Here is a 24,737-nt window from a genome sequence, read left to right on the forward strand (position 1 = left end):
CGGTCCCGTCCGCAAAGAAAAATAACAACCACTTCCCTCGCGTTCGCGTTATAGGAAAACGAAGGGAACGTGACAATGTCGAAACAAGGAGCGAACCATGCAGGTCAGCAGAAGGCAGTTCTTTAAGATCTGCGCTGGCGGTATGGCAGGCACCACGGCAGCGGCACTGGGCTTTGCACCCGGCGTAGCGCTAGCGGAAACACGGCAATATAAATTGCTGCGCACCCGCGAAACCCGTAACACCTGCACTTACTGTTCCGTTGGCTGTGGACTGTTAATGTACAGTCTCGGTGACGGAGCAAAAAACGCCAAAGCATCCATCTTCCATATCGAAGGGGACCCGGATCACCCGGTGAACCGTGGCGCACTGTGCCCGAAAGGGGCAGGACTTGTGGACTTCATCCACTCTGAAAGCCGCCTGAAATTCCCGGAATACCGCGCACCTGGCTCTGATAAGTGGCAACAGATTAGCTGGGATGAGGCATTTGACCGCATCGCTAAGCTGATGAAAGAAGACCGCGACGCTAACTACGTTGCACAAAACGCCGAAGGCGTAACCGTTAACCGCTGGCTTTCCACCGGGATGCTGTGTGCTTCCGCTTCCAGTAACGAAACCGGCTATTTAACACAAAAATTCTCCCGCGCGCTTGGTATGCTCGCGGTCGACAACCAGGCACGCGTCTGACACGGACCAACGGTAGCAAGTCTTGCTCCAACATTTGGTCGCGGTGCGATGACCAACCACTGGGTCGACATTAAAAACGCCAACCTCGTTGTGGTAATGGGCGGTAACGCCGCTGAAGCTCACCCGGTCGGGTTCCGCTGGGCGATGGAAGCCAAAATTCACAACGGCGCGAAGCTGATTGTTATCGATCCGCGTTTTACGCGAACCGCGGCGGTGGCTGATTTCTATGCTCCGATTCGTTCCGGTACTGACATTGCTTTCCTGTCAGGCGTTTTGCTGTACCTGCTGAACAACGAAAAATTCAACCGCGAATACACTGAAGCCTATACCAACGCCAGCCTGATCGTGCGTGAGGATTACGGTTTCGAAGATGGCCTGTTTACCGGCTACGACGCGGACAAACGCAAGTATGACAAAACCAGTTGGAACTACGAACTGGATGAAAAAGGCTTCGCCAAACGCGATGTCACCCTGCAACACCCGCGCTGCGTATGGAACCTGCTGAAACAGCACGTCTCCCGCTACACGCCGGACGTCGTAGAAAATATCTGCGGTACGCCAAAGGCCGACTTCCTGAAGGTCTGTGAGTACATCGCAGAAACAAGCCGCCCAGATAAAACCGCGTCGTTCCTGTACGCACTGGGCTGGACGCAACACTCCGTTGGTGCGCAGAACATCCGTACCATGGCGATGATCCAGTTGCTGCTTGGCAATATGGGGATGGCTGGCGGCGGCGTTAACGCCCTGCGCGGACACTCTAACATTCAGGGTCTGACCGACTTAGGTCTGCTGTCACAAAGCCTGCCGGGCTACATGACGCTGCCAAGCGAGAAACAAACTGACCTGCAAACTTACCTTGCCGCCAACACGCCAAAACCGTTGCTGGAAGGCCAGGTGAACTACTGGGGCAACTACCCGAAATTCTTCGTTTCGATGATGAAAGCCTTCTTTGGCGATAAAGCGACAGCGGAAAACAGCTGGGGCTTCGACTGGCTGCCGAAGTGGGATAAAGGGTACGACGTCCTGCAGTACTTCGAGATGATGAACCAGGGCAAAGTGAATGGCTATATCTGCCAGGGCTTTAACCCGGTCGCATCATTCCCGAATAAAAACAAGGTGGTGGCTTCGCTATCCAAACTGAAGTTCCTGGTCACCATCGACCCGCTCAACACAGAGACCTCCACCTTCTGGCAGAACCACGGTGAGTCGAACGATGTTGACCCGTCGAAAATCCAGACCGAAGTCTTCCGTCTGCCGTCCACCTGCTTCGCCGAAGAGAACGGTTCTATCGTCAACTCCGGTCGCTGGCTGCAGTGGCACTGGAAAGGTGCGGATGCCCCGGGGATTGCCGTTACCGATGGTGAAATCCTCGCCGGTATCTTCCTGCGTCTGCGCAAGATGTATGCCGAACAGGGTGGCGCGAACCCGGAACAGGTGCTGAGCATGACCTGGAACTACTCCACCCCACACGAACCGGCTTCGGAAGAAGTGGCGATGGAGAGCAACGGAAAAGCCCTGGCCGACATTATCGACCCGGCCACCGGTGCCGTTATCGTCAAGAAAGGCCAACAGCTTAGCTCGTTCGCCCAACTGCGTGACGACGGTACCACCTCCAGCGGCTGCTGGATTTTTGCCGGTAGCTGGACGCCGGAAGGCAACCAGATGGCACGTCGCGATAACGCCGATCCGTCAGGCCTTGGCAATACGCTGGGCTGGGCATGGGCGTGGCCGCTCAACCGCCGCATTCTGTATAACCGCGCCTCCGCAGACCCACAAGGGAATCCGTGGGATCCAAAACGTCAGATCCTGAAATGGGACGGGGCGAAATGGAGCGGGATGGATATTCCAGACTACAGTGCCGCCGCGCCGGGCAGCAACGTTGGGCCGTTCATCATGCAGCCGGAAGGGATGGGACGTCTGTTTGCTATCGATAAGATGGCAGAAGGTCCGTTCCCGGAACACTACGAGCCGTTTGAAACGCCGCTGGGGACTAACCCGCTGCACCCGAACGTTATCTCTAACCCTGCCGCACGTATCTTTAAAGGTGACGCGGAAGCACTGGGTAAAGCGGATAAGTTCCCGTACGTCGGTACGACCTACCGTCTGACCGAGCACTTCCACTACTGGACTAAGCATGCGCTGCTTAACGCTATCGCCCAGCCGGAGCAGTTTGTGGAAATTGGCGAGAAGCTGGCGAATAAGCTCGGTATCTCTCATGGCGATACCGTCAAAGTCTCCTCTAACCGTGGCTACATAAAAGCCAAAGCGGTGGTGACCAAACGTATTCGCACGTTGAAGGCCAACGGTCAGGATATCGACACTATCGGTATTCCGATTCACTGGGGCTACGAAGGTGTGGCGAAAAAAGGCTTTATCGCTAACACGTTAACGCCATTCGTCGGTGATGCGAACACGCAGACGCCGGAATTTAAGTCCTTCCTCGTGAACGTGGAAAAGGTGTAACGGAGACGACCTATGGCTTATCAATCGCAAGACATCATTCGTCGTTCCGCCACTAACGGTTTCACCCCCGCGCCTCAGGCGCGGGACCATCAGGAAGAGGTGGCGAAGCTTATCGACGTCACCACCTGTATCGGCTGTAAAGCGTGCCAGGTGGCGTGTTCAGAATGGAACGACATCCGTGATGAAGTGGGCAACAACGTTGGGGTGTACGACAACCCGGCTGATTTGACCGCTAAATCCTGGACGGTAATGCGCTTCTCGGAAGTGGAACAAAACGACAAACTGGAGTGGCTTATCCGCAAGGATGGCTGTATGCACTGCGCCGATCCGGGCTGCCTGAAGGCGTGTCCGGCCGAAGGAGCAATCATTCAGTATGCCAACGGTATCGTCGACTTCCAGTCCGAGCAGTGCATCGGCTGTGGCTACTGTATCGCGGGTTGCCCGTTCGACGTGCCGCGCCTCAACCCGGAAGACAACCGCGTTTACAAATGTACGCTGTGCGTTGACCGTGTAGTGGTCGGACAAGAACCAGCCTGCGTGAAAACGTGTCCAACCGGCGCTATTCATTTCGGCACTAAAGAGTCGATGAAAACGCTGGCCGGTGAGCGCGTGGCGGAGCTGAAAACGCGTGGTTACGAAAACGCGGGTCTGTACGATCCGGCAGGCGTTGGCGGTACGCACGTGATGTACGTATTGCACCATGCGGACAAGCCGAATCTGTACCACGGTCTGCCGGAGAACCCCGAAATCAGCGCCACCGTGAAGTTCTGGAAAGGCATCTGGAAACCTCTCGCAGCCGTCGGCTTTGCAGCGACATTTGCGGCCAGTATCTTCCACTACGTCGGCGTAGGCCCGAACCGTGCGGAAGAGGAAGAAGACAATCTGCATGAAGAAAAAGACGAGGTGCGCAAATGAAACGACGTGACACCATCGTGCGCTACACGGCGCCGGAACGCATCAACCACTGGATCACCGCCTTCTGTTTCATTCTGGCGGCAGTGAGCGGGATGGGTTTTCTCTTCCCGTCTTTTAACTGGCTGATGCACATCATGGGCACGCCGCAACTGGCGCGAATTGTGCACCCGTTTGTCGGCGTGATCATGTTTGCCTCGTTTATCATCATGTTTTTCCGTTACTGGCACCACAATCTAATCAATCGGGATGATATCTTTTGGGCGAAGAATATTCGTAAGATTGTCGTCAACGAGGAAGTAGGTGACACGGGACGTTATAACTTCGGCCAGAAATGCGTATTCTGGGCGGCGATTATCTTCCTGGTCCTGTTGCTGGTGAGCGGAGTGGTCATCTGGCGTCCGTATTTTGCGCCTGCTTTCTCAATCCCGGTGATCCGATTCGCGTTAATGCTGCATTCATTTGCCGCAGTAGCGTTAATTGTGGTTATCATGGTGCACATTTACGCCGCCCTTTGGGTGAAAGGCACCATTACCGCGATGGTGGAAGGATGGGTTACCAGCTCATGGGCGAAGAAACATCACCCGCGCTGGTACCGTGAAGTCCGCCAGAAACAGGAAAAGTCATCTGAATGAGTATTCGCATAATCCCGCAAGATGAGCTGGAGAAGAGCGAGAAACGCACGGCGGATATGATTCCGCCGTTATTATTCCCCAGACTCAAAAATTTGTATAACCGCCGCGCTGAACGTCTGCGCGAGCTGGCCGAGAACAACCCGCTGGGTGATTACCTGCGTTTTGCCGCGCTAATCGCTCACGCGCAGGAAGTGGTGTTGTACGACCATCCGCTGCAGATGGATCTGACCGCTCGCATCAAAGAAGCGAACGATCAGGGCAAACCGCCACTGGATATCCACGTTCTGCCACGCGACAAGCACTGGCAAAAACTGCTGCAATCGCTAATTGCTGAGCTGAAGCCGGAAATGAGCGGCCCTGCGCTGGCCGTGATCGAGAATCTGGAAAAAGCCTCGGAGCAGGAGCTGGAACTGATGGCCAGCGCGCTGTTTGCCTCCGATTTCGCCTCCGTCAGCAGCGACAAAGCACCGTTCATTTGGGCTGCCCTGTCGCTCTACTGGGCGCAGATGGCGAGCCTGATCCCCGGCAAAGCCCGTGCGGAATACGGCGAACAGCGTCAGTACTGCCCGGTGTGTGGTTCAATGCCGGTCTCCAGCATGGTGCAAATCGGTACCACTCAGGGGCTGCGCTATTTGCACTGCAACCTGTGCGAAACCGAGTGGCACGTGGTGCGCGTGAAGTGCAGCAACTGCGAGCAGAGCCGTGATTTGAACTACTGGTCGCTGGATAACGAACAGGCGGCAATTAAAGCTGAAAGCTGCGGTGATTGCGGGACTTACCTGAAGATTCTCTATCAGGAAAAAGACCCGAAAGTCGAGGCCGTAGCCGACGATCTCGCTTCACTGATGCTGGACGCACACATGGAGCAAGAGGGCTTTGCCCGCAGCTCCATCAACCCGTTCCTGTTCCCGGGTGAAGGGGAGTAAGTTCTTCGCACTACCGGGCGGCGCAGGTCGCCCGGGTTATAACGTATACGGTGTGACCACGCCGGATATGCCTGCAAAATCCCTGGTATTACGCGTAACCAGTGTAAGACGGTGAATCTGCGCAGTGGCCAAAATGATGGCATCCGGCAATTTCATCCCATATTCCTGCCTGATACTCACGCTTCGTTCAGCAATATCCTGTGAAACACCGATCACATTAAAAGCGCCTAGCGCAACGCGTGTGCGAGATTCCTGATGATATTTTTTTGCGCCCACCATCAACTCCATCCATGTAATGAGGCTGATTGCGTTCTGCGGCGGCCATGTTTCTATCGCTAGTTTTGCTTCACTTCGCCCGCTAAACAGGTCGATGAGGATGTTGGTATCAAAAAGCGCAGATCCTGTGACCATTACCATTCCTCACGGAGTTTACGCTGATAATCAACGCCATCTTCCTCACAACCTTGCCATAGCCCAAGAGCACGTGAAATTGTCGTTTCAGCTTGATCCTGCCTCTCAAGATACTGTTCAACAGCCTCCCGCAAAAGCTCGGCCCGCGGCAGATTACGCTGCACCTTGAGATCATCAAGACGTTTGATCACTTCGTCTGATAAATCGAGTAAAATTCTGCCCATATCCATCCCAGCCATCATACTCACATATACCTCCAGTATATCATTGGCGATTAATTCCCACACAACATACACCCGAGAAAAGCGAGAAAATAGCCTTCACGCGAACGATTTTTACTTTTGCGAGCCGCTTTCCAGAATCGTACACCCCACCACTTTTCCCATTCTCATTCGCGGTTATCCAGGTTATAAAACTGTATATACATACAGATAAGGAAAATAATAAATGGCACTGGAAAGCGGGATTGCACAGCTGGTTGAGGCATTTATCGCGGCGGGACGCCCTTCTTCGCGCGAGCAAAATATTGATGACCGGAGAGCAGGCTACATTGCCAGCGCGGTACTGGCAGGAGAAACTGAAACCCGCGTACAGGTTGAAGATATTGAACTCGATGCAATGACATTTCGCGTTGTTTCGCCGCGAGACGCCACGGGAAATCGACCCTGCGTTATCTATTATCACGGCGGCTGCTTTGTCAGTGGTGGATTCGCGACGCATGATAACCAGCTAAGGCAGCTCGCCTGGTACAGCGGCTGTCGGGTCATTGCGGTGCAGTATCGCCTCGCACCAGAGCATACTTTCCCGGCTGCACATAACGACGCTGAAACGGGAGCCAATATTATCTGGAAGTATGCCCAGAAACTGGGTGTCGATCGCGGCAGGATTACGCTTGCTGGCGACAGCGCGGGCGGGCATCTGGCGCTGGTCACCGCACTGCGCCTGAAAGCTGCCAATCAATGGCAACCTGCGCAGCTAATGCTGATTTACCCAATGCTGGACGCAACCGCCAGGTTTGAGAGCTACGACCAAAATGGGCAGGATTACATTATCACACGTGACACGTTGCTTTCGGGCTACGAGATGTATTTGCCGCAAACCGACCTGCGGCATCCCGAAGCCAGCCCTGTCTGGCGTGAAGACTTCAACGGTCTGCCGCCCACGCACATCATTACAGCCGAATTCGACCCACTGCGCGATGAGGGCGAGGCCCTGTATCAACGGTTCCTGGAGCAGGGCGTGGAGTGCACCTGCCAACGCTATCTTGGCGTTATCCACGGATTTTTCCAGCTGGCAGGAGTGAGCCAGGCGGCACGAAATGTTATGCGAGATGTGGCCTGGCGCGTCGTAAATCCTGTATCAGGAAGACATGCTTGATTAATATTTTGTTTTCATCTTGAAAACTTAATTACCTTGCGTTATTTTGTTTTCAGGTTGAAAACCTTGTAATGGAACTACACCATGCATGTTATCAGCCGAAAACCTTTCAACGAGGCAATACTCCGTTTTCCAAACCACATGGCAGCACTCGTTGATTTGCTGAATATTTTAGAGAAAAAAATGTTCCACACTCCTGAAGAGATGAAGCAGTACATACCTTCACTGGATAATTTTAAATACAGAAATAAATGGTGGGTGATTAATGTTTCAGGTAACTGCTTGAGACTTATTGCCTATATTGATTTCAAACTGCAAAAGGTATTTGTGAAGCATATCGTTCACCATGCCGAGTATGACAGACTAACCACATACTATCGGGGTCACAAAGAATGAGAACGCATGAAAGCCATCAGATAGACACAGCCAGTGTAAAATTGATGATCGATACCTTTACCGATGCAGTGAAAAAAATCCCCCTGTTAGGCAAAGAACAAAATGAGACAGAGTACCGAAAAGCACTCGCTTTGGTGGAGTTTCTGGTTGATCGTGACGACCTGGAAAACCCGTTGTTTGAGCTGCTTTCAGCTCGGATCCGCGACTACGAAAAACATGCGCCTGAGTTCAGTGCCCTCAACCAACAACTGGAACATACTCCTCATGGCGTTGCGTTACTGCGTACGCTCATGGATCAATATGGTCTCAAAGCAGCAGATCTTGCCAACGAACTTGGTTCAAAACCCAATGTCAGCAACATCTTGAATGGTCGCAGAGCACTGACTGTAAGTCATATTAAAATGCTCGCAGAACGCTTTAACCTTCCAGCAGACGCATTCATCGAGTAAAGAGGATCCCCTCTGACCTACTCTTCCTCATTCCCGCCCTCTTCATATGCGCCAAACGGTTTCGCGGGTAGCACAATGTAGGTACCTTCAAACACGACGCCCGGCGTGTCATCGCCAAACACCCCGACCTGCATCTGAACGCGCGCCTTGCGGCCTCTTGCCAGACGGTCCAGGTCACCGCTCAGCGAGCCCAGATCGGCAATAGCGGTAGGTTTCCCGGTAATTGGCCTGCTATATCGGATATGCGCGTCGGCGAGGATTATCGTCCCCCCCAGATGACGCTCGCGCAGCATCAGCCAGATAAGCCCCCAGCCCGTTAACGTCGCCAGTGAAAACAGGCTTCCGGCAAACAGCGTATGGTGCGGGTTCTGATTGCCTGTCTCTGGCATCGTCGTAATAAATTTCTGCCCGGTGTACTGCTGAATGCGCACGCCCATTTTCTCACTCAATGGAATATGTTCGTACCAGGCTTGCTGTAGCTGTCCGCACCAGTCCCCGCGATGGAGAATGTCGTCCAGCGTTGCGATGGGCTTAATCATCAAAAAATGGCGCACCGGCGTGGTTTGCGGCGTGGTAATTTCGCCCTGACTCACAAACCCCAGTTTGGCGAAAAATTCGACCGCATCTTCACGGGCGCTACAGGTTACGCGCTTTACCCCTTCCTGACGCGCCACAGACTCCAGGGTCATCGCCATCAGCGTGCCCAACCCTTTCTCCTGCACAGAGGGGTCAACGGCCATAAAGCGTATGGAGGCTTCGTTATCCGCATTGATATACAGACGCCCAACCGCGACCAGATTTCCCTCTTCGTCCACCACCATCTGGTGATGCGCCATCGCGTCCCAGGCATCCCGTTCGGAGCCTTTGGGCTGGTGCAACGGTTTACGCAACATCTCCCAGCGAAACTGGTAGTAACGCTCCAACTCTTCTTCTGTTTGCGGTACTCGAAGGTGATACATAGTCGTATTCTCTCTTGTTGCCCGCGGCCACACCGGTAGCTGGTTCATACTTGTAACCAGAACGTCACGGGGCCATCATTAACCAGTGAAACCTGCATATCCGCAGCGAATCGACCGGTTTGCGTATTCATTTCCTGTTGGCAGCAACGCTCAACAAAGTATTCATACAGCGCTTCTGCCCGCTCGGGCGCAGCGCCTTTCGAAAACCCCGGGCGCATGCCACGTTCGGTATCTGCCGCCAGCGTGAACTGTGAAACCACCAGCACACTGCCACCTGATTGCTGCACGTTGAGGTTCATTTTTCCTTCGGCATCGCTAAAGATTCGATAGCCGAGTACGCGCTCGCACAGACGGTTCGCTTTCTGTTCGTCATCATCCCTTTCGACACCTAACAGGACCAAAAGTCCTGGGCCAATTTCACCCGTCACCTCGCCCTCCACGGTGACGCTGGCACGGGTTACGCGCTGAATTAATGCAATCATGGTTGATCTGCTTCTTCTTGTTCTGCGGCTTGTTTAAGTTTGCGGTATTCCCCGAGAGTGACAGTTATTTCCGCGCCTAGCAAGACGATACACCACGTCCAGTATACCCAGACAAATAAAATGGGGATCACCGCCAGGACACCGTAAATGAGCTGATACGACGGGAACATCGTGATGTAGAGCGCAAATCCTTTCTTTCCGGCCTCGAACAACACGGCGGCCACAAAGGCGCCAATAACAGCATCACGATTGGGCACACGCGTAGTTGGCACAATGCTGTAAAGCAGCCAGAACGAGAGCCAGGAAAGCACCAGAGGGAAAATACGCAAGACGTCATCAATCACCGAGTTGAGATCGCTGGCCCAGCGCAATGACAACAAATAAGAGCTGATCGCCAGACTAGCCCCCGCCAGCAGCGGCCCCAGCGTTAAAATCATCCAGTAAACGGCGAAAGAGTAAACTTTGGGACGAGTGCGCTTACTGCGCCAGATAGTATTCAGAGCATTATCAATGGCATACATCAGCAATAACGCCGTGACAATCAGCCCACATGCCCCAACGGCCGTCATTTTGTTCGAGTTGGCGACAAACTGTTCGATATAACGCTGGATGACGTCTCCCGTCGCCGGGATAAAGTTTGCGAAAATAAAATGACGTAGCTGGGCACTGACGTCGGAAAACATCGGAAATGCGGCGAAAAGAGCAAACACAACGGCGATAAGCGGCACTAATGAGAGCAGTGAAACGTAGGCAAGATTCCCTGCCAGCGTCGTCATGTTGTCCTCATCAATCCGCTGCCATAGTAGCTTCAGCCAGGCCCGTACAGGACGCGTATGATGCCTGGCTTGTTGCTGAACATTTTTTAACATAACAACTTCGCGAAATAGTCAGGAATGGTCGTTTTATCGACGACCTGGATACTGGTAATCCCTAACCGGTTAGCTCCTTCAATATTATCGGCGTTGTCGTCAAAAAAGACCGCATCTTCCGCAGAAAAACCTTCAGACTGCAGGACATGCTGGTAAATCCGCGCTTCCGGTTTTCGCATGCCCAGATCCTGGGAAAGATAAATATGGTCAGCAGCCTGACGAATTTCAGGATATTCATCCGGCCAAAATGTTGTGTGCAGACGGTTAGTATTCGACAAGACGACCACCCGATGCCCCTGCTCACGCAGCTTATGCATGATGTCGATGACTTCAGGGCGCAATGCCACAAAAACGGCCTGCCAGCCGTGAGAGAACTGCTCGTAACTTAGCGGCAGCGCCATGTCATGACATAGCGCCTCGGCAAAGGCTTCATCCGTTATTTCACCTCGCTCGTGCTGGTGAAAAGCCTCCCCCATGGTGAAACTTTGCTTCAGCGAGGCCAGCGGTACACGGCTCAGATCGCTCCATGTGCCCAACACGCGGTTGAAGTCGATATCGACAATCACATTACCTAAATCAAAGATATAGAGCATGCCCTTCTCCTTATTCGCCGTGGATGAATAACTGTAGCGGGAAAGGAGAAGTTTGACTATGTGAGAGTGATGGCTTCGAACTTATCGAGCCATCATCTGAGGAATTACACGGCCAAAGCATCATCTTGTGAAGGACTCACCTGCACAATTTCAACCTGTTGTGACTGGAGTAAATTATGCAATGCGGGACCTGGGTATTCATCGGTAAACAGCGCGGTCACCTGAGAGACGTTACCAATTTCTACCGCGGCAGAAGCCGTATATTTCGTATGATCTGCTGCCAGCAGAATGTGTCTTGAGTGCGACATCATCGTTTTCACCACGCTGGCTTCATTGACATCAAACTCCAGCAAAGCGCCATCACTTTCGATCGCGCCAACGCTGGTTACCAGGTAGTCGGCCCGAAAATCAGCGACAAATGCCGAGGCAGAAGGACCAATGATGCCACTGTTGTGCGGGCGTAACGTTCCCCCCGGCACCATGACTTCAAAACGTGGATTGTTATAAAGAATGTGCGCCACGCGCAGACTGTTGGTGATAATGCGCAAATGATTATGGTTTAACAGCGAGCGGGCCACCTGCTCAACGGTGGTGCCAATGGTAATAAACACCGTTGACCCATCGGGAATGTAGTCCGCCACCGCTTCCGCGATGGCTTTTTTCTCCTCCGTCCAGGAGACTTCACGCTGCTCAAACGCCGTATTCACCACGCTGGAGGCTCTGCCCGCGCCACCATGATGACGCGTAATTAATCCCTGCTCGCTGAGTTTACGAATATCACGACGAACGGTCTGCGTGGATACGTCCAGCAGGCTGGCCAGCTCGTCGATATTCATATAACCGCGCTCGCTAATCAGCATAAGCAGTTGATCGTGTCGCGGGTTACCGGTCAGTTCGGTAAGACTCATGAAATTTCCTCGAAAAACCATTGCCCTGGCATTTTATACAAAAAGTGACAGAAAAGATCGGGTTTGATCACAGTCAGGGATTCCGGCCCTTCCTCCCGGACGCGTACATTTTAGCGCAGCAACTCCGCTGGCGAACCTGACGGCATCTTCCGGGAGGTCGCCAGCGGCCAGGCTAAACACGAGCGCACCATGGAAAACATCCCCCGCCCCCGTAGTGTCAACAACGTCGACTTTAAATCCAGATTGATGCTGCAACGTATTATTTTTTATCCAGTCGCAGCCTGCACTGCCCCGCGTTACATATACGTGACCATTTGTGAGCGTTTGTGCTTGTTTCAGTCCGGCTTCAGGATCGTTTATCCCGGTTAAACGCGCCAGACCGGGTTCAGAAAACGCAGCATGATCGCTTAACGCCACCAGCTCGCGGATATCTTGTGGCGTTACGTCACCATCCAGTACCGTCATCACTCCCGCCCGACGTGCCAATGTGAACGCCTGCCTGGCCCCTTCGTGCCAGCGAACATCCGCCAACACCACATCCCACTGGGTAAAATCGATCTCATTGAGCCAGTCAGCATCATGCAGTAAATCCGGGCTGGGATAGTTAACGATAATCCGTTCCCCTTGCGCATCAACCATAATTGCCGATTGTGAAGACTTCGCCCCCGCGTAGCGCCGGGAATAGCGGGTATTTACCCCCAGGGACTCCAGCTCCACCAGCAAGCTATTTCCGGTGTCGTCATCGCCCACACGGCCAATAAAGTCCACCTTAGCGCCCAGCTTCGCTGCAGCCACTGCGGCCGTTGCAGCAGGCCCGCCGCCCACTTCCGTATAACGCTTCGCCACATACTTACCTCCTTCAGTCGGTAAACCTTCCACGTAATAGATGCGATCCATCACGGCAATACCTACACAAGCAATACGAATCATGGTCGTTCCTTAGGCGTTTCAAGATGGGATCATTTTAATTTCACAAAATGTTTAAAAAGTGACGGCTGTCAATTTTTTGACCATAAATTACAAATACGATCAAAAACAGACAGAAACAAACGACCTTAAATGACAAAAAATGACATCCACGTCTCAGGAGAACGTTATGGCAGTTATAGCATTTATCGGATTAGGTCAGATGGGTTCACCCATGGCGAGCAACTTGCTGAAGCAGGGTCATCAACTCAGCGTCTTTGACGTTAACCCGGATGCCGTTCAGCGCCTGGTGGAAAAAGGAGCACAGCCTGCCAGTAGCCCGGCTCAGGCAGCAAAAGGTGCAGAATTTGTCATCACCATGCTGCCAAACGGCGATCTGGTGCGCAGCGTATTGTTCGGCGAGCAGGGTATTTGCGAAAGCCTCTCCCAGCAGGCGTTAGTAATTGATATGTCGACTATTCACCCACTGCAAACCGATAAACTCATCGCCGATATGCGTGCCCAAGGCTTCGATATGATGGATTGCCCGGTTGGACGCACCTCCGATCACGCCATAGCGGGAACGCTGTTGCTGCTGGCAGGTGGAACGGCACAGCAGGTAGAACGCGCCACACCGTTTCTGATGGCGATGGGTAATGAATTGATCAATGCAGGTGGTCCCGGCATGGGGATCCGCGTGAAGCTCATCAACAACTACATGAGTATCGCGCTAAACGCCCTCTCTGCCGAAGCCGCCGTGTTGTGCGAGGCACTTGGTCTCTCCTTCGATGTGGCTTTGCAAGTCATGAGCGGCACCCCCGCCGGAAAGGGCCACTTCACTACCTCCTGGCCGAACAAAGTGCTGAAAGGCGATCTTTCCCCGGCTTTCATGATCGATTTAGCTCACAAGGATCTTGGCATCGCCCTGGACGTTGCCAACCAATTGCACGTGCCGATGCCGCTCGGCGCCGCTTCCCGCGAAGTCTATAACCAGGCACGCGCCGCTGGCCGTGGCCGGGAAGACTGGACCGCAATACTCGAGCAGGTTCGGGCATCTGCCGGACTGAATTCCCAACTTTGATAAGTAAAAGGACTGAACAATGACCAAGTACACCCTGAAAGATATCACCCGAGCTTCCGGCGGATTTGCCATGCTGGCGGTCGATCAGCGCGAAGCCATGCGCTTAATGTTTGCCGCCGCGGGTGCAAAATCCCCGGTCAATGACAGCGTGCTGACTGATTTCAAAGTCAATGCGGCGAAGATCCTTTCCCCCTATGCCTCCGCCATTCTGGTCGATCAGCAGTTCTGCTACCGCCAGGTTGTAGAGCAAAACGCGGTCGCCAAAAGCTGCGCCATGATTGTGGCCGCTGATGAGTTCATTCCGGGTAACGGTATTCCGGTCGATAGCGTGGTGATTGATAAAAAAATCAACCCGCAGACCGTGAAGCAAGATGGTGCCAAGGCCCTCAAACTACTGGTGCTGTGGCGTAGCGATGAAGATGCCCAACAACGTCTTGATATGGTGGGAGAATTCAATGAACTGTGCCATTCCAATGGCCTGCTGAGCATCATCGAGCCGGTTGTTCGCCCGCCACGTCGTGGCGATAAGTTCGATCGTGAACAGGCCATTATCGATGCCGCGAAAGAACTGGGTGATAGCGGTGCCGATCTCTACAAGGTCGAAATGCCTCTGTACGGCAAAGGAACCCAACAAGAGCTGCTTAGCGCCTCTCAGCGCCTGAATGAAAACATCAACATGCCGTGGGTCATTCTCTCCTCCGGTGTGGATGAAAAACTGTTCCCACGCGCGGTCAGCGTAGCAATGACCGCTGGCGCATCCGGCTTCCTGGCCGGACGTGCGGTCTGGTCATCCGTGGTTGGCCTGCCGGATACCGAACTGATGCTGCGTGATGTTTCCGCACCTAAGTTGCAGCGTCTGGGCGATATCGTCGATGAAATGATGGCCCGGCGCTAAGAGGATCTCAGAATGAAATGGTTTAACACCCTAAGCCACAACCGCTGGCTGGAGCAGGAAACAGACCGCATCTTTAACTTTGGTAAGAACGCTGCGGTACCTACCGGATTTGGCTGGCTGGGAAACAGTGGTCAGGTCAGAGCAGATATGGGGACACATCTGTGGATCACCGCCCGCATGCTGCACGTCTACTCCGTTGCCGCGTCAATGGGTCGGCCTGGCGCATACCAACTCGTCGATCACGGCATTAAAGCGCTGAACGGTGCGCTACGCGACACACGCTTCGGCGGTTGGTACGCCTGCGTAAATGACGAAGGCGTGATGGACGCCTCCAAGCAGGGTTATCAGCATTTCTTCGTCTTGCTCGGCGCGGCAAGCGCGGTCACTACCGGTCATCCACAGGCCAGACAATTGTTGGATGATGCCATCGAGGTGATTGAAAAGTACTTCTGGAGCGAAGACGAGCAGATGTGCCTGGAGTCCTGGGACGAAGCCTTCAGCCAGACGGAAGATTACCGTGGCGGTAACGCCAACATGCACGCGGTCGAGGCTTTCCTGATCGTTTATGACGTTACCCATGACCGTAAATGGCTCGATCGCGCACTGCGAATTGCTTCGGTGATTATTCACGACGTGGCCCGCAGCGGGGAGTATCGCGTCAACGAGCACTTCGATTCACAGTGGAACCCAATTCGTGATTACAACAAGGATAACCCTGCTCACCGTTTCCGCGCATACGGCGGCACGCCGGGCCACTGGATCGAATGGGGCCGTCTGATGCTGCATCTGCATGCCGCGTTGGAAGCCCGCTTCGAAACGCCTCCCGCCTGGCTGCTGGAAGATGCCAAAGGCTTGTTCCACGCCACCATCCGTGATGCCTGGGCACCGGACGGTGCGGATGGTTTTGTCTATTCGGTGGACTGGGACGGTAAACCAATCGTTCGCGAAAGAGTGCGTTGGCCGATAGTCGAAGCCATGGGTACCGCCTATGCCTTGTATACCCTCACCGGCGACAGCCAGTACGAAGCCTGGTACCAGAAGTGGTGGGATTACTGCATCACCTATCTGATGGACTACGAGACCGGTTCATGGTGGCAGGAGTTGGACACCGACAACAAAGTGACCACCAAAGTCTGGGACGGTAAGCAGGACATTTATCACCTGCTGCACTGCCTGGTAATCCCGCGTCTACCGCTGGCTCCGGGCCTTGCTCCGGCGGTTGCTGCCGGTCTTCTGGATATCAACGCCAAATAAGTCACAAGGATAGCAGCCATGCATAGTGGTGGAAAAACCATTCATCTTCAGGCCGGACACTACGAGGCGAAAATCGTCACGGTTGGCGCTGGGCTGGCAGAATTGATGCATCGTGGGCGTCACATCGTTATTCCACATAAGCCGGAAGAGATGCCGCAGGCGCATTTAGGAAAAGTGTTAGTCCCATGGCCAAACCGCGTTGCAGACGGCTGCTATCAACATAACGGCAAGACCTTCCAGCTTGCCGTTAACGACCCTGTTTCGCATACCGCCATTCATGGGCTGTTGGCCTGGCGAGACTGGCAGATTAACCAGCAGTCGGCATCGGAAGTGTCGCTGATGATTTTTCTGCCGCCCTCTTATGGTTATCCCTTTTCATTACTGGTTGAAACAACATATCGCCTTGATGCAATAAGCGGTCTGCACATTTTTATTACTACGCTGAATATTGGTGATGAATCAGCGCTTTATGGTTCTGGCGCTCATCCCTATTTGACCTGTGGTCTTGAGAAGATAGATAGCTGTACGCTCACTCTTCCGACAGATGAGGTCTTTGACATTGATACCCTGGAAACGCATCGCGTTGAGAATACCGCGCTGAATTTCACCACGCCGCGCCCTGTCGCTGCAACGCAGATCGATCACACCTTTAAAACCCCTGTGTCCGGGCGTGAATGGGAAGTCAGCATGTTCAGTGCAACGAAAAATATGACGACGTACTTACGTTGCGACCAGCCGTGGCTACAGATTTACAGCGGCGAGAAATTACACCGTCTGGGGATTGCCGTAGAACCCATGACCTGCCCGCCAGATGCCTTTAATTCAGGCATCAGTCTTATCTCTCTGGCACCCGGCGAGATGCATCGGATGCATTTTTTAATCGGTGCCGAATAACCTTATCCCAAAACAAAAATTACCGAATTACCCTATTTTTACGGAGACGATAATGAATTCGCTACAACAACGGTCAACCGCTTTAGAACTAACGACGTTACAGAATGGCTTTACGCTGACATACCACCAGCGCCTGATTTTACGTCACAGCACAGAAACCCCCTGCCTGTGGATCGGCGCTGGCGTTGCCGATATTGATATGTTCCGCGGCAACTTCAGCATTAAAGACAAGCTCAATGAGAAGATTGCCCTGACCGACGCCACGGTCAGCGAGTCGCCTGACGGCTGGCAGGTGCATTTCAGTCGCGGTAACACCATCAACGCCACGCTGCACATCTCCATCGATGAACAGGGTCGCCTGAAGCTGGATCTGCACAACGATGACCTCAGCCATAACCGCATCTGGCTGCGTCTGGCTGCCAACCCGGACGATCATATTTACGGCTGCGGTGAACAGTTCTCTTATTTCGACTTACGCGGTAAACCGTTCCCACTGTGGACCAGCGAACAGGGCGTGGGCCGTAACAAAAATAGCTATGTCACCTGGCAGGCAGACTGCAAAGAAAACGCCGGTGGTGACTACTACTGGACCTTTTTCCCGCAGCCGACCTTCGTCAGCACGCAGAAGTACTACTGCCACATTGATAACAGCTGCTATATGAATTTCGACTTCAGCGCGCCGGAGTATCACGAACTGGCATTGTGGGAGGACAAAACCACCCTACGATTTGAATGCGCTGACACCTACATCTCTTTACTGGAAAAACTGACCGCGCTGTTAGGACGCCAGCCGGAGCTGCCGGACTGGATCTACGATGGCGTCACGCTCGGTATTCAAGGCGGTACTGAGGTTTGCCAGAAAAAACTGGACACCATGCGTAACGCAGGCGTGAAAGTAAACGGCATCTGGGCGCAGGACTGGTCCGGGATCCGCATGACCTCCTTTGGCAAACGCGTGATGTGGAACTGGAAGTGGAACAGCGACAACTATCCTCAGTTGGATAGCCGTATTAAGCAGTGGAAAGAAGAAGGCGTGCAATTCCTCTCCTACATCAACCCGTACGTCGCCAGCGATAAAGATCTCTGCGCCGAAGCGGCTGCGCACGGTTATCTGGCGAAAGATGCCTCTGGCGCTGACTATCTGGTTGAGTTTGGCGAGTTTTACGGCGGCGTGGTGGACCTGACCAACCCTGAAGCCTACGCCTGGTTCAAAGAAGTCATCAAAAAGAACATGATTGAGCTGGGATGCGGCGGTTGGATGGCCGACTTTGGCGAATACCTGCCAACCGACACTTATCTGCACAATGGCATTAGCGCTGAAATTATGCATAACGCCTGGCCTGCGCTGTGGGCGAAATGTAACTACGAAGCGTTACAGGAGACTGGCAAGCTCGGCGAGATCCTGTTCTTTATGCGTGCGGGCTACACCGGCAGCCAGAAATACTCCACCATGATGTGGGCAGGCGATCAGAACGTTGACTGGAGCCTTGACGACGGTCTGGCCTCGGTCGTGCCTGCTGCGCTGTCACTGGCGATGAGCGGCCATGGTCTGCACCACAGCGATATCGGCGGCTACACCACCCTATTTGAAATGAAACGCAGCAAAGAGCTGCTGCTGCGCTGGTGTGACTTTAACGCCTTCACACCGATGATGCGCACCCACGAAGGTAACCGCCCTGGCGATAACTGGCAGTTTGATGGCGATGCTGAAACCATCGCCCACTTTGCTCGTATGACCACCGTCTTTACCACCCTTAAACCGTATCTGAAACAGGCGGTCGCACAAAACAGCGCTACCGGTCTGCCGGTGATGCGTCCGCTATTCCTACATTACGAAGACGATGCGCGGACCTACACCCTGAAATATCAGTACCTGCTGGGACAGGATGTGCTGGTTGCGCCGGTTCACGAACAAGGCCAGCAAAACTGGACTCTGTATCTGCCGGAGGATAGCTGGGTCAACATCTGGACCGGAGAAACTTACCAGGGCGGTGAAATTACCGTGGATGCGCCTATTGGCAAGCCTCCGGTGTTTTATCGCGCGAAGAGTGAATGGGCGTCACTGTTTGCCACTTTACGCAACATCTAATGCGGCTCGCCCGTGGGGAAACTCGCGGGCACATGGAGAATAATAATGAGTCAGACTTCCTCTAATCCGGCAACCCTACGCTTGCCGTTCAAAGAAAAACTCGCCTATGGGATGGGTGATTTAGGCTCCAATATCCTGCTGGATATTGGTACGCTCTATTTACTCAAGTTTTATACCGATGTCCTTGGTTTACCTGGAACTTATGGCGGTATCATTTTCCTCATCGCCAAGTTTTTTACCGCGTTTACCGATATGGGCACCGGGATTATGCTTGATTCCCGCCGCAAAATCGGCCCGAAGGGAAAATTCCGTCCGTTCGTTCTTTATGCCGCATTTCCGGTTACCTTGCTGGCGATTGCAAACTTTGTCGGTACTCCGTTTGAAGTAACCGGTAAAACGGTCATGGCAACGGTGCTGTTTATGCTGTACGGATTGTTTTTCAGCATGATGAACTGCTCTTATGGTGCGATGGTTCCCGCGATTACGAAGAATCCTGACGAACGCGCGTCGCTTGCCGCCTGGCGGCAAGGTGGCGCAACCCTTGGTCTGTTGCTGTGTACCGTCGGCTTTGTTCCCGTAATGAACCTGATCGAAGGCAACTCGCAGCTGGGTTATATCTTCGCCGCCACGTTGTTTTCTCTGTTTGGCCTGCTGTTTATGTGGCTCTGCTATGCCGGGGTAAAAGAACGTTACGTGGAAGTGAAACCCGTTGATGCCGCGCAAAAACCGGGATTACTGCAATCCTTTCGCGCCATCGCCGGTAACCGCCCGCTGTTTATTCTGTGCATTGCCAACCTTTGCACGCTTGGCGCGTTTAACGTCAAGCTGGCAATACAGGTCTACTACACCCAGTACGTTCTTAATGACCCGATCCTCCTTTCCTGGATGGGCTTTTTTAGCATGGGTTGTATCTTCATCGGCGTCTTCCTGATGCCTGGCATGGTCAGACGTTTCGGCAAGAAAAAAGTCTACATCGGCGGTTTGCTGATTTGGGTGGCGGGCGATCTGCTTAATTACTTCTTTGGCGGCGGCTCCGTCAGTTTTGTCGCGTTCTCCTGCCTGGCGTTCTTCGGCTCGGCATTCGTCAACAGCCTGAACTGGGCGCTGGTATCGGACACGGTGGAGTACGGCGAGTGGCGCACCGGTGTGCGATCGGAAGGGACTGTCTACACCGGATTCACCTTCTTCCGTAAAGTGTCACAAGCGCTGGCAGGATTCTTCCCGGGATGGATGCTGACGCAAATCGGCTACGTCCCCAATGTGGTGCAATCTGCAAGTACGGTCGAAGGATTGCGTCAGTTGATCTTTATTTATCCCTGCGCCTTGGCGGTGATCACCATTGTAGCTATGGGCTGTTTCTACAACCTTAACGAGAAGATGTATGTCCGCATCGTTGAAGAGATAGAAGCGCGTAAACAACCCGTTTGATAATAATAATGAATAGCGCTCTACGGGGCGCTATTGAGGAGCGATTATGTCTTTTCATGATCCGCTAACGCTAAAACTGAGCCTGCGTGAAAAATTCGCCTACGGAGTGGGTGACTTCGGCTCAAATTTGATGCTGTGTATCGGCACGCTGTATCTGCTTAAATTTTATACCGATGAACTAGGGATGCCGGCGTATTACGGTGGGATTATCTTTTTGGTGGCGAAGTTCTTCACCGCTTTCACTGATATGTTGACCGGTGTGTTGCTGGACTCAAGGCGTAATATTGGCGCAAAAGGGAAATTCAGGCCCTTTATTTTGTATGCATCATTTCCTGTTGCTGTCGTTGCCAGCGCGCAGTTTTTAGCGACAGATTTTACGCTAACGGTGAAAACCGGACTGGCGACAGTGTTGTTTATGCTGTTCGGGCTGTTCTATAGCCTGATGAACTGCTCCTACGGCGCGATGGTGCCCGCGATCACGAAGAACCCGCATGAACGAGCTCAGCTCGCCGCCTGGCGTCAGGGCGGAGCTACCGTAGGCCTGTTACTGTGTACTGTTGGCTTTATGCCTATTCAGGCGCTATTTGTTAGTTCACCTTCGCTGGGTTATCTGATTGCCGCACTGATCTTCTCCGTTTGCGGACTGTTCAGCATGTGGTGGTGTTTTAGCGGTGTGAAGGAACGCTATATCGAGATCGTGCCGGATCACCATAAGCCCAGCATTCTCAAGTCGTTCTGCGCCATTTTCCGTAACCCTCCACTGCTGGTGCTGTGTGTCGCCAATCTGTGCACGTTGGCGGCATTCAACATCAAGCTGGCGATCCAGGTGTATTACACCCAGTACGTACTCAACGATATTCATCTGCTGTCGTGGATGGGTTTCTTCAGCATGGGATGCATTCTGGTTGGGGTACTGCTGGTTCCCACAGCTGTAAAACGCTTCGGTAAAAAGCAGGTTTACCTCGGTGGCCTGGCGCTATGGGCTATCGGTGATGTGCTGAACTTTTTCTGGGGCAGTACGTCATTTTTATTCGTCACGTTCTCTTGCATGGCCTTCTTCGGAACCGCTTTTGTTAACAGTCTAAACTGGGCACTGGTTCCGGATACGGTCGATTATGGCGAATGGAAAACGGGGATCCGTGCAGAAGGTTCGGTGTATACGGGTTATACCTTTTCTCGCAAAATTTCTGCTGCGCTCGCAGGCTTCCTGCCGGGCATCATGCTGACGCAAATCGGTTATATCCCCAATATAGTCCAGAGCGATGCCACACTGCTCGGTTTGCGTCAGCTTATTTTCCTCTGGCCTTGCGGACTTGCAATTATTGCAGCACTCACGATGGGCTTCTTTTATAAGCTCAACGAAACTCGTTTTGCTTTTATTATTGAGGAAATCAGCCAACGGAAGAAAAACAACATCCAACCGGACCCTATTACTAATAAAAAGAACACCTCTGCTGTAAACGTATAAAAATAATTGCCGCCTATCCCATCCCAATGGATGGCGGCCTCCCTACGCGTAAAAAATGGATTTATCATGAAAAAATTAACGACAATAATTCTATTATCCTCTGTGGTATCAACCTCTGCTTTCGCTGGAGCCTATGTAGAAAACCGCGAAGCATATAACCTGGCATCCGACCAAATGGAGGTCATGCTGCGCGTTGGCTATAACTCCGATATGGGCGCGGGTATCATGCTTACGAACACCTACACTATGCAACGCAAGGATGAGTTAAAACACGGCTATAACGAAATAGAGGGTTGGTACCCGTTATTTAAACCGACAGATAAATTAACAATCCAGCCTGGAGGGTTAATAAACGATAAGAGTATTGGCTCAGGCGGTGCTGTTTATCTGGATGTTAACTATAAATTTACTCCGTGGTTTAATCTTACCGTGCGTAATCGATATAACCATAATAACTACAGTTCAACCGACCTAAACGGTGAGCTGGATAATAATGATACCTATGAAATAGGCAACTACTGGAACTTTACCATTACCGATAAATTTTCCTATACCTTTGAACCGCACTATTTTATGCGAGTCAATGACTTCAATAGCAGCAATGGAAAAGATCATCACTGGGAAATTACCAATACCTTTAAGTATCGTATCAATGAACACTGGTTGCCCTACCTTGAATTACGCTGGTTAGATCGCAATGTTGAACCCTATCATCGCGAACAAAACCAGATTCGTGTTGGGGCAAAGTATTTCTTCTAATTCTCCTGATGATAAAAAAAGCCGCTGAAATCAGCGGCTTTTTTATGCTTACCTGAGAAAGAGCGTTAATTACTCTTCTTTCGCGCCACGCATTGCACGGCGACGATCGTTTTCAGTCAGGTGACGCTTACGGATACGGATAGAGGTTGGGGTAACTTCTACCAGTTCGTCGTCATCAATGAATTCCAGAGCCTGCTCCAGAGTCATCTTAACCGGCGGAACCAGAACCGTTGCTTCGTCAGTACCGGACGCACGCATGTTGGTCAGTTTCTTACCGGTCAGGCAGTTTACAGTCAGGTCGTTAGAGCGGCTGTGAATACCGATGATCTGGCCTTCGTAAACTTCAGCACCGTGACCCAGGAACAGCTTACCGCGGTCCTGCAGGCTGAACAGTGCGAACGCAACTGCTTTACCCTGGCCATTGGAGATCAGTACGCCGTTCTGACGCTGACCCACATCACCCGCACGAACATCGTCGTAGTGGCTGAAGGTGGAGTACAGCAGACCGGTACCGGAAGTCATGGTCATGAATTCTGAACGGAAGCCGATCAGACCACGGCTTGGGATCACGTAGTCAAGACGTACGCGGCCTTTGCCATCTGGATTCATGTTTTTCAGGTCGCCTTTACGCTCACCCAGAGCCTGCATGACAGAACCCTGATGCTGCTCTTCTACGTCCAGCGTTACGTTTTCGAACGGCTCTTGTTTACGGCCGTCGATTTCGCGGAAGATTACTTTCGGACGGGAAACCGCCATTTCGAAACCTTCACGACGCATGTTCTCGATCAGAACAGACAGGTGCAGCTCACCACGACCAGATACACGGAACGCATCCGCATCTTCGGTTTCTTCGACGCGCAGCGCAACGTTGTGCACCAGCTCTTTGTTCAGGCGGTCAAGGATCTGACGAGAGGTAACATATTTACCTTCTTTACCACAGAACGGGGAGGTGTTTACGCAGAAGAACATGGTTACGGTCGGTTCATCAACGGACAGAGCCGGCAGCGCTTCGACGTTCTGCGGATCGCAGATGGTGTCGGAGATGTTCAGTTCGCCCAGACCGGTGATCGCGATGATATCGCCCGCTTCGGCAATATCACTCTCGATACGTTCCAGACCCAGATGGGTCAGAACTTTACCGACTTTACCGTTACGGGTTTTGCCTTCGCTATCAATGATAGTGATCTGCTGGTTCGGTTTAACTTTACCGCGTTTGATACGGCCGATGCCGATTACGCCAACGTAGTTGTTGTAGTCCAGCTGAGAGATTTGCATCTGCAGCGGGCCATCAAGGTCTACGCTTGGAGCCGGAACACGATCAACGATGGTCTGATACAGCGGAGTCATGTCTTCAGCCATATCTTCGTGATCCAGACCTGCGATACCGTTCAGCGCGGAAGCGTAAACGATCGGGAAGTCCAGCTGCTCGTCGGTAGCGTCGAGGTTAACGAACAGGTCAAATACCTGATCAACAACCCAGTCAGGACGCGCGCCAGGGCGGTCAACTTTGTTGATAACAACAATTGGCTTCAGGCCATGGGCAAAGGCTTTTTTGGTCACGAAGCGCGTCTGCGGCATCGGACCATCCATTGCATCCACCACCAGCAGCACGGAGTCGACCATGGACATTACACGTTCAACTTCACCACCGAAGTCGGCGTGCCCTGGGGTATCAACGATGTTGATACGGTAGTCATTCCATTTGATAGCGGTGTTTTTAGCGAGGATGGTAATCCCACGCTCTTTCTCCAAATCGTTGGAGTCCATCACGCGCTCTTGGGTTTCAGCACGTGCATCGAACGTACCGGATTGTTGGAGCAGCTTGTCTACCAGGGTCGTTTTACCATGGTCTACGTGCGCGATGATGGCGATGTTACGCAAATTTTCGATCACAACTT

24 protein-coding genes are annotated in these 24,737 nt (G+C 52.7%); 15 read left to right on the top strand and 9 right to left on the bottom strand.

Annotation, left to right across the window (positions count from 1 at the left end):
* Positions 1 to 97: 97 nt before the first annotated feature.
* The 4 genes from fdnG to fdhE are packed head-to-tail and all read left to right on the top strand — an operon-like array spanning position 98 to position 5,621.
* Positions 98 to 3,148: a formate dehydrogenase-N subunit alpha gene (fdnG, locus tag HVZ39_RS24020; protein ID WP_088583081.1), complete on the top strand. Its 3,051-nt coding sequence runs from the start codon at positions 98 to 100 to the stop codon at positions 3,146 to 3,148.
* A 12-nt stretch (positions 3,149 to 3,160) separates the two neighbouring features.
* Positions 3,161 to 4,063 (top strand): formate dehydrogenase O subunit beta, encoded by a 903-nt coding sequence (fdoH, locus tag HVZ39_RS24025; RefSeq protein ID WP_003028691.1) that lies wholly within the window; start codon positions 3,161 to 3,163, stop codon positions 4,061 to 4,063.
* The gene (gene fdoI, locus HVZ39_RS24030) at positions 4,060 to 4,695 is read left to right on the top strand and encodes a formate dehydrogenase cytochrome b556 subunit (protein WP_003028686.1); all 636 of its coding nucleotides are present in this window, start codon (positions 4,060 to 4,062) and stop codon (positions 4,693 to 4,695) included. The genes fdoH and fdoI overlap by 4 nt, the downstream gene beginning before the upstream one ends.
* Positions 4,692 to 5,621, top strand: a complete 930-nt coding sequence (gene fdhE / locus HVZ39_RS24035) for a formate dehydrogenase accessory protein FdhE (RefSeq protein WP_003028685.1) — start codon at positions 4,692 to 4,694, stop codon at positions 5,619 to 5,621. The genes fdoI and fdhE overlap by 4 nt, the downstream gene beginning before the upstream one ends.
* 36 nt (positions 5,622 to 5,657) lie before the next feature.
* On the opposite strand, the gene HVZ39_RS24040 is transcribed toward fdhE, so the two are convergent.
* Entirely contained in the window at positions 5,658 to 6,032 is a 375-nt protein-coding gene (locus tag HVZ39_RS24040) for a type II toxin-antitoxin system VapC family toxin (protein WP_016155182.1), read from the bottom strand.
* Positions 6,032 to 6,274, bottom strand: coding sequence for a CopG family transcriptional regulator (locus HVZ39_RS24045; RefSeq protein ID WP_016155181.1), 243 nt, complete (start codon positions 6,272 to 6,274; stop codon positions 6,032 to 6,034). Before HVZ39_RS24045 ends, HVZ39_RS24040 begins: the two co-directional genes overlap by 1 nt.
* Before the next feature lie 205 nt (positions 6,275 to 6,479).
* Here HVZ39_RS24045 and HVZ39_RS24050 point away from each other — a divergent pair, with 205 nt between their 5' ends.
* The 3 genes from HVZ39_RS24050 (at position 6,480) to HVZ39_RS24060 (ending at position 8,254) form a co-directional block, all read left to right on the top strand.
* Complete coding sequence (locus tag HVZ39_RS24050; protein ID WP_181633048.1) at positions 6,480 to 7,409, top strand: alpha/beta hydrolase; 930 nt, start codon at positions 6,480 to 6,482, stop codon at positions 7,407 to 7,409.
* Positions 7,410 to 7,493: 84 nt separating this feature from the next.
* Positions 7,494 to 7,805 carry a type II toxin-antitoxin system HigB family toxin gene (locus HVZ39_RS24055; RefSeq protein WP_019077936.1) on the top strand — a complete coding sequence of 104 codons (312 nt, stop codon included), beginning with the start codon at positions 7,494 to 7,496 and terminating at the stop codon, positions 7,803 to 7,805.
* Positions 7,802 to 8,254 (top strand): helix-turn-helix domain-containing protein, encoded by a 453-nt coding sequence (locus HVZ39_RS24060; protein WP_181633049.1) that lies wholly within the window; start codon positions 7,802 to 7,804, stop codon positions 8,252 to 8,254. The genes HVZ39_RS24055 and HVZ39_RS24060 overlap by 4 nt, the downstream gene beginning before the upstream one ends.
* A gap of 17 nt (positions 8,255 to 8,271) precedes the next feature.
* Here HVZ39_RS24060 and fabY read toward each other — a convergent pair whose 3' ends face one another.
* From fabY to HVZ39_RS24090, 6 genes are all read right to left on the bottom strand, one after another.
* Positions 8,272 to 9,213, bottom strand: a complete 942-nt coding sequence (gene fabY / locus HVZ39_RS24065) for a fatty acid biosynthesis protein FabY (RefSeq protein ID WP_003825286.1) — start codon at positions 9,211 to 9,213, stop codon at positions 8,272 to 8,274.
* Between the two features lie 44 nt (positions 9,214 to 9,257).
* Positions 9,258 to 9,695, bottom strand: coding sequence for a D-aminoacyl-tRNA deacylase (gene dtd, locus HVZ39_RS24070; protein ID WP_181633050.1), 438 nt, complete (start codon positions 9,693 to 9,695; stop codon positions 9,258 to 9,260).
* Entirely contained in the window at positions 9,692 to 10,564 is an 873-nt protein-coding gene (locus HVZ39_RS24075; protein WP_019077938.1) for a virulence factor BrkB family protein, read from the bottom strand. The genes dtd and HVZ39_RS24075 overlap by 4 nt, the downstream gene beginning before the upstream one ends.
* The gene (gene yihX, locus HVZ39_RS24080; RefSeq protein WP_016155174.1) at positions 10,558 to 11,157 is read right to left on the bottom strand and encodes a glucose-1-phosphatase; all 600 of its coding nucleotides are present in this window, start codon (positions 11,155 to 11,157) and stop codon (positions 10,558 to 10,560) included. Before yihX ends, HVZ39_RS24075 begins: the two co-directional genes overlap by 7 nt.
* Positions 11,158 to 11,261: 104 nt before the next feature.
* The gene (locus HVZ39_RS24085) at positions 11,262 to 12,065 is read right to left on the bottom strand and encodes a DeoR/GlpR family DNA-binding transcription regulator (RefSeq protein ID WP_016155173.1); all 804 of its coding nucleotides are present in this window, start codon (positions 12,063 to 12,065) and stop codon (positions 11,262 to 11,264) included.
* A gap of 33 nt (positions 12,066 to 12,098) precedes the next feature.
* Positions 12,099 to 12,995 carry a sugar kinase gene (locus HVZ39_RS24090; RefSeq protein WP_181633051.1) on the bottom strand — a complete coding sequence of 299 codons (897 nt, stop codon included), beginning with the start codon at positions 12,993 to 12,995 and terminating at the stop codon, positions 12,099 to 12,101.
* Between the two features lie 166 nt (positions 12,996 to 13,161).
* Between HVZ39_RS24090 and yihU the strand changes: the two genes are divergently transcribed.
* The 8 genes from yihU (at position 13,162) to ompL (ending at position 22,839) form a co-directional block, all read left to right on the top strand.
* On the top strand, positions 13,162 to 14,052 hold the full coding sequence (gene yihU, locus HVZ39_RS24095; protein ID WP_181633052.1) for a sulfolactaldehyde 3-reductase: 891 nt from the start codon (positions 13,162 to 13,164) through the stop codon (positions 14,050 to 14,052).
* Between the two features lie 19 nt (positions 14,053 to 14,071).
* Positions 14,072 to 14,947 (top strand): sulfofructosephosphate aldolase, encoded by an 876-nt coding sequence (gene yihT / locus HVZ39_RS24100; RefSeq protein WP_049282318.1) that lies wholly within the window; start codon positions 14,072 to 14,074, stop codon positions 14,945 to 14,947.
* Between the two features lie 12 nt (positions 14,948 to 14,959).
* Positions 14,960 to 16,201 carry a sulfoquinovose isomerase gene (gene yihS, locus HVZ39_RS24105; RefSeq protein WP_080859875.1) on the top strand — a complete coding sequence of 414 codons (1,242 nt, stop codon included), beginning with the start codon at positions 14,960 to 14,962 and terminating at the stop codon, positions 16,199 to 16,201.
* An 18-nt stretch (positions 16,202 to 16,219) separates the two neighbouring features.
* Entirely contained in the window at positions 16,220 to 17,095 is an 876-nt protein-coding gene (locus tag HVZ39_RS24110) for an aldose-1-epimerase (protein ID WP_181633053.1), read from the top strand.
* A 52-nt stretch (positions 17,096 to 17,147) separates the two neighbouring features.
* Positions 17,148 to 19,184, top strand: a complete 2,037-nt coding sequence (locus HVZ39_RS24115) for an alpha-glucosidase (protein ID WP_181633054.1) — start codon at positions 17,148 to 17,150, stop codon at positions 19,182 to 19,184.
* A 45-nt stretch (positions 19,185 to 19,229) separates the two neighbouring features.
* Complete coding sequence (locus tag HVZ39_RS24120; RefSeq protein ID WP_016155166.1) at positions 19,230 to 20,612, top strand: MFS transporter; 1,383 nt, start codon at positions 19,230 to 19,232, stop codon at positions 20,610 to 20,612.
* Positions 20,613 to 20,658: 46 nt separating this feature from the next.
* Entirely contained in the window at positions 20,659 to 22,080 is a 1,422-nt protein-coding gene (locus tag HVZ39_RS24125; RefSeq protein ID WP_016155165.1) for an MFS transporter, read from the top strand.
* A 66-nt stretch (positions 22,081 to 22,146) separates the two neighbouring features.
* Positions 22,147 to 22,839 (top strand): porin OmpL, encoded by a 693-nt coding sequence (ompL, locus tag HVZ39_RS24130; RefSeq protein WP_019077945.1) that lies wholly within the window; start codon positions 22,147 to 22,149, stop codon positions 22,837 to 22,839.
* Between the two features lie 69 nt (positions 22,840 to 22,908).
* Here ompL and typA read toward each other — a convergent pair whose 3' ends face one another.
* Positions 22,909 to 24,732 (bottom strand): ribosome-dependent GTPase TypA, encoded by a 1,824-nt coding sequence (typA, locus tag HVZ39_RS24135; RefSeq protein WP_008786988.1) that lies wholly within the window; start codon positions 24,730 to 24,732, stop codon positions 22,909 to 22,911.
* Between the last annotated feature and the right edge of the window lie 5 nt (positions 24,733 to 24,737).

This window comes from Citrobacter sp. RHB35-C21, assembly GCF_013816515.1.
GTDB lineage: Bacteria > Pseudomonadota > Gammaproteobacteria > Enterobacterales > Enterobacteriaceae > Citrobacter > Citrobacter braakii.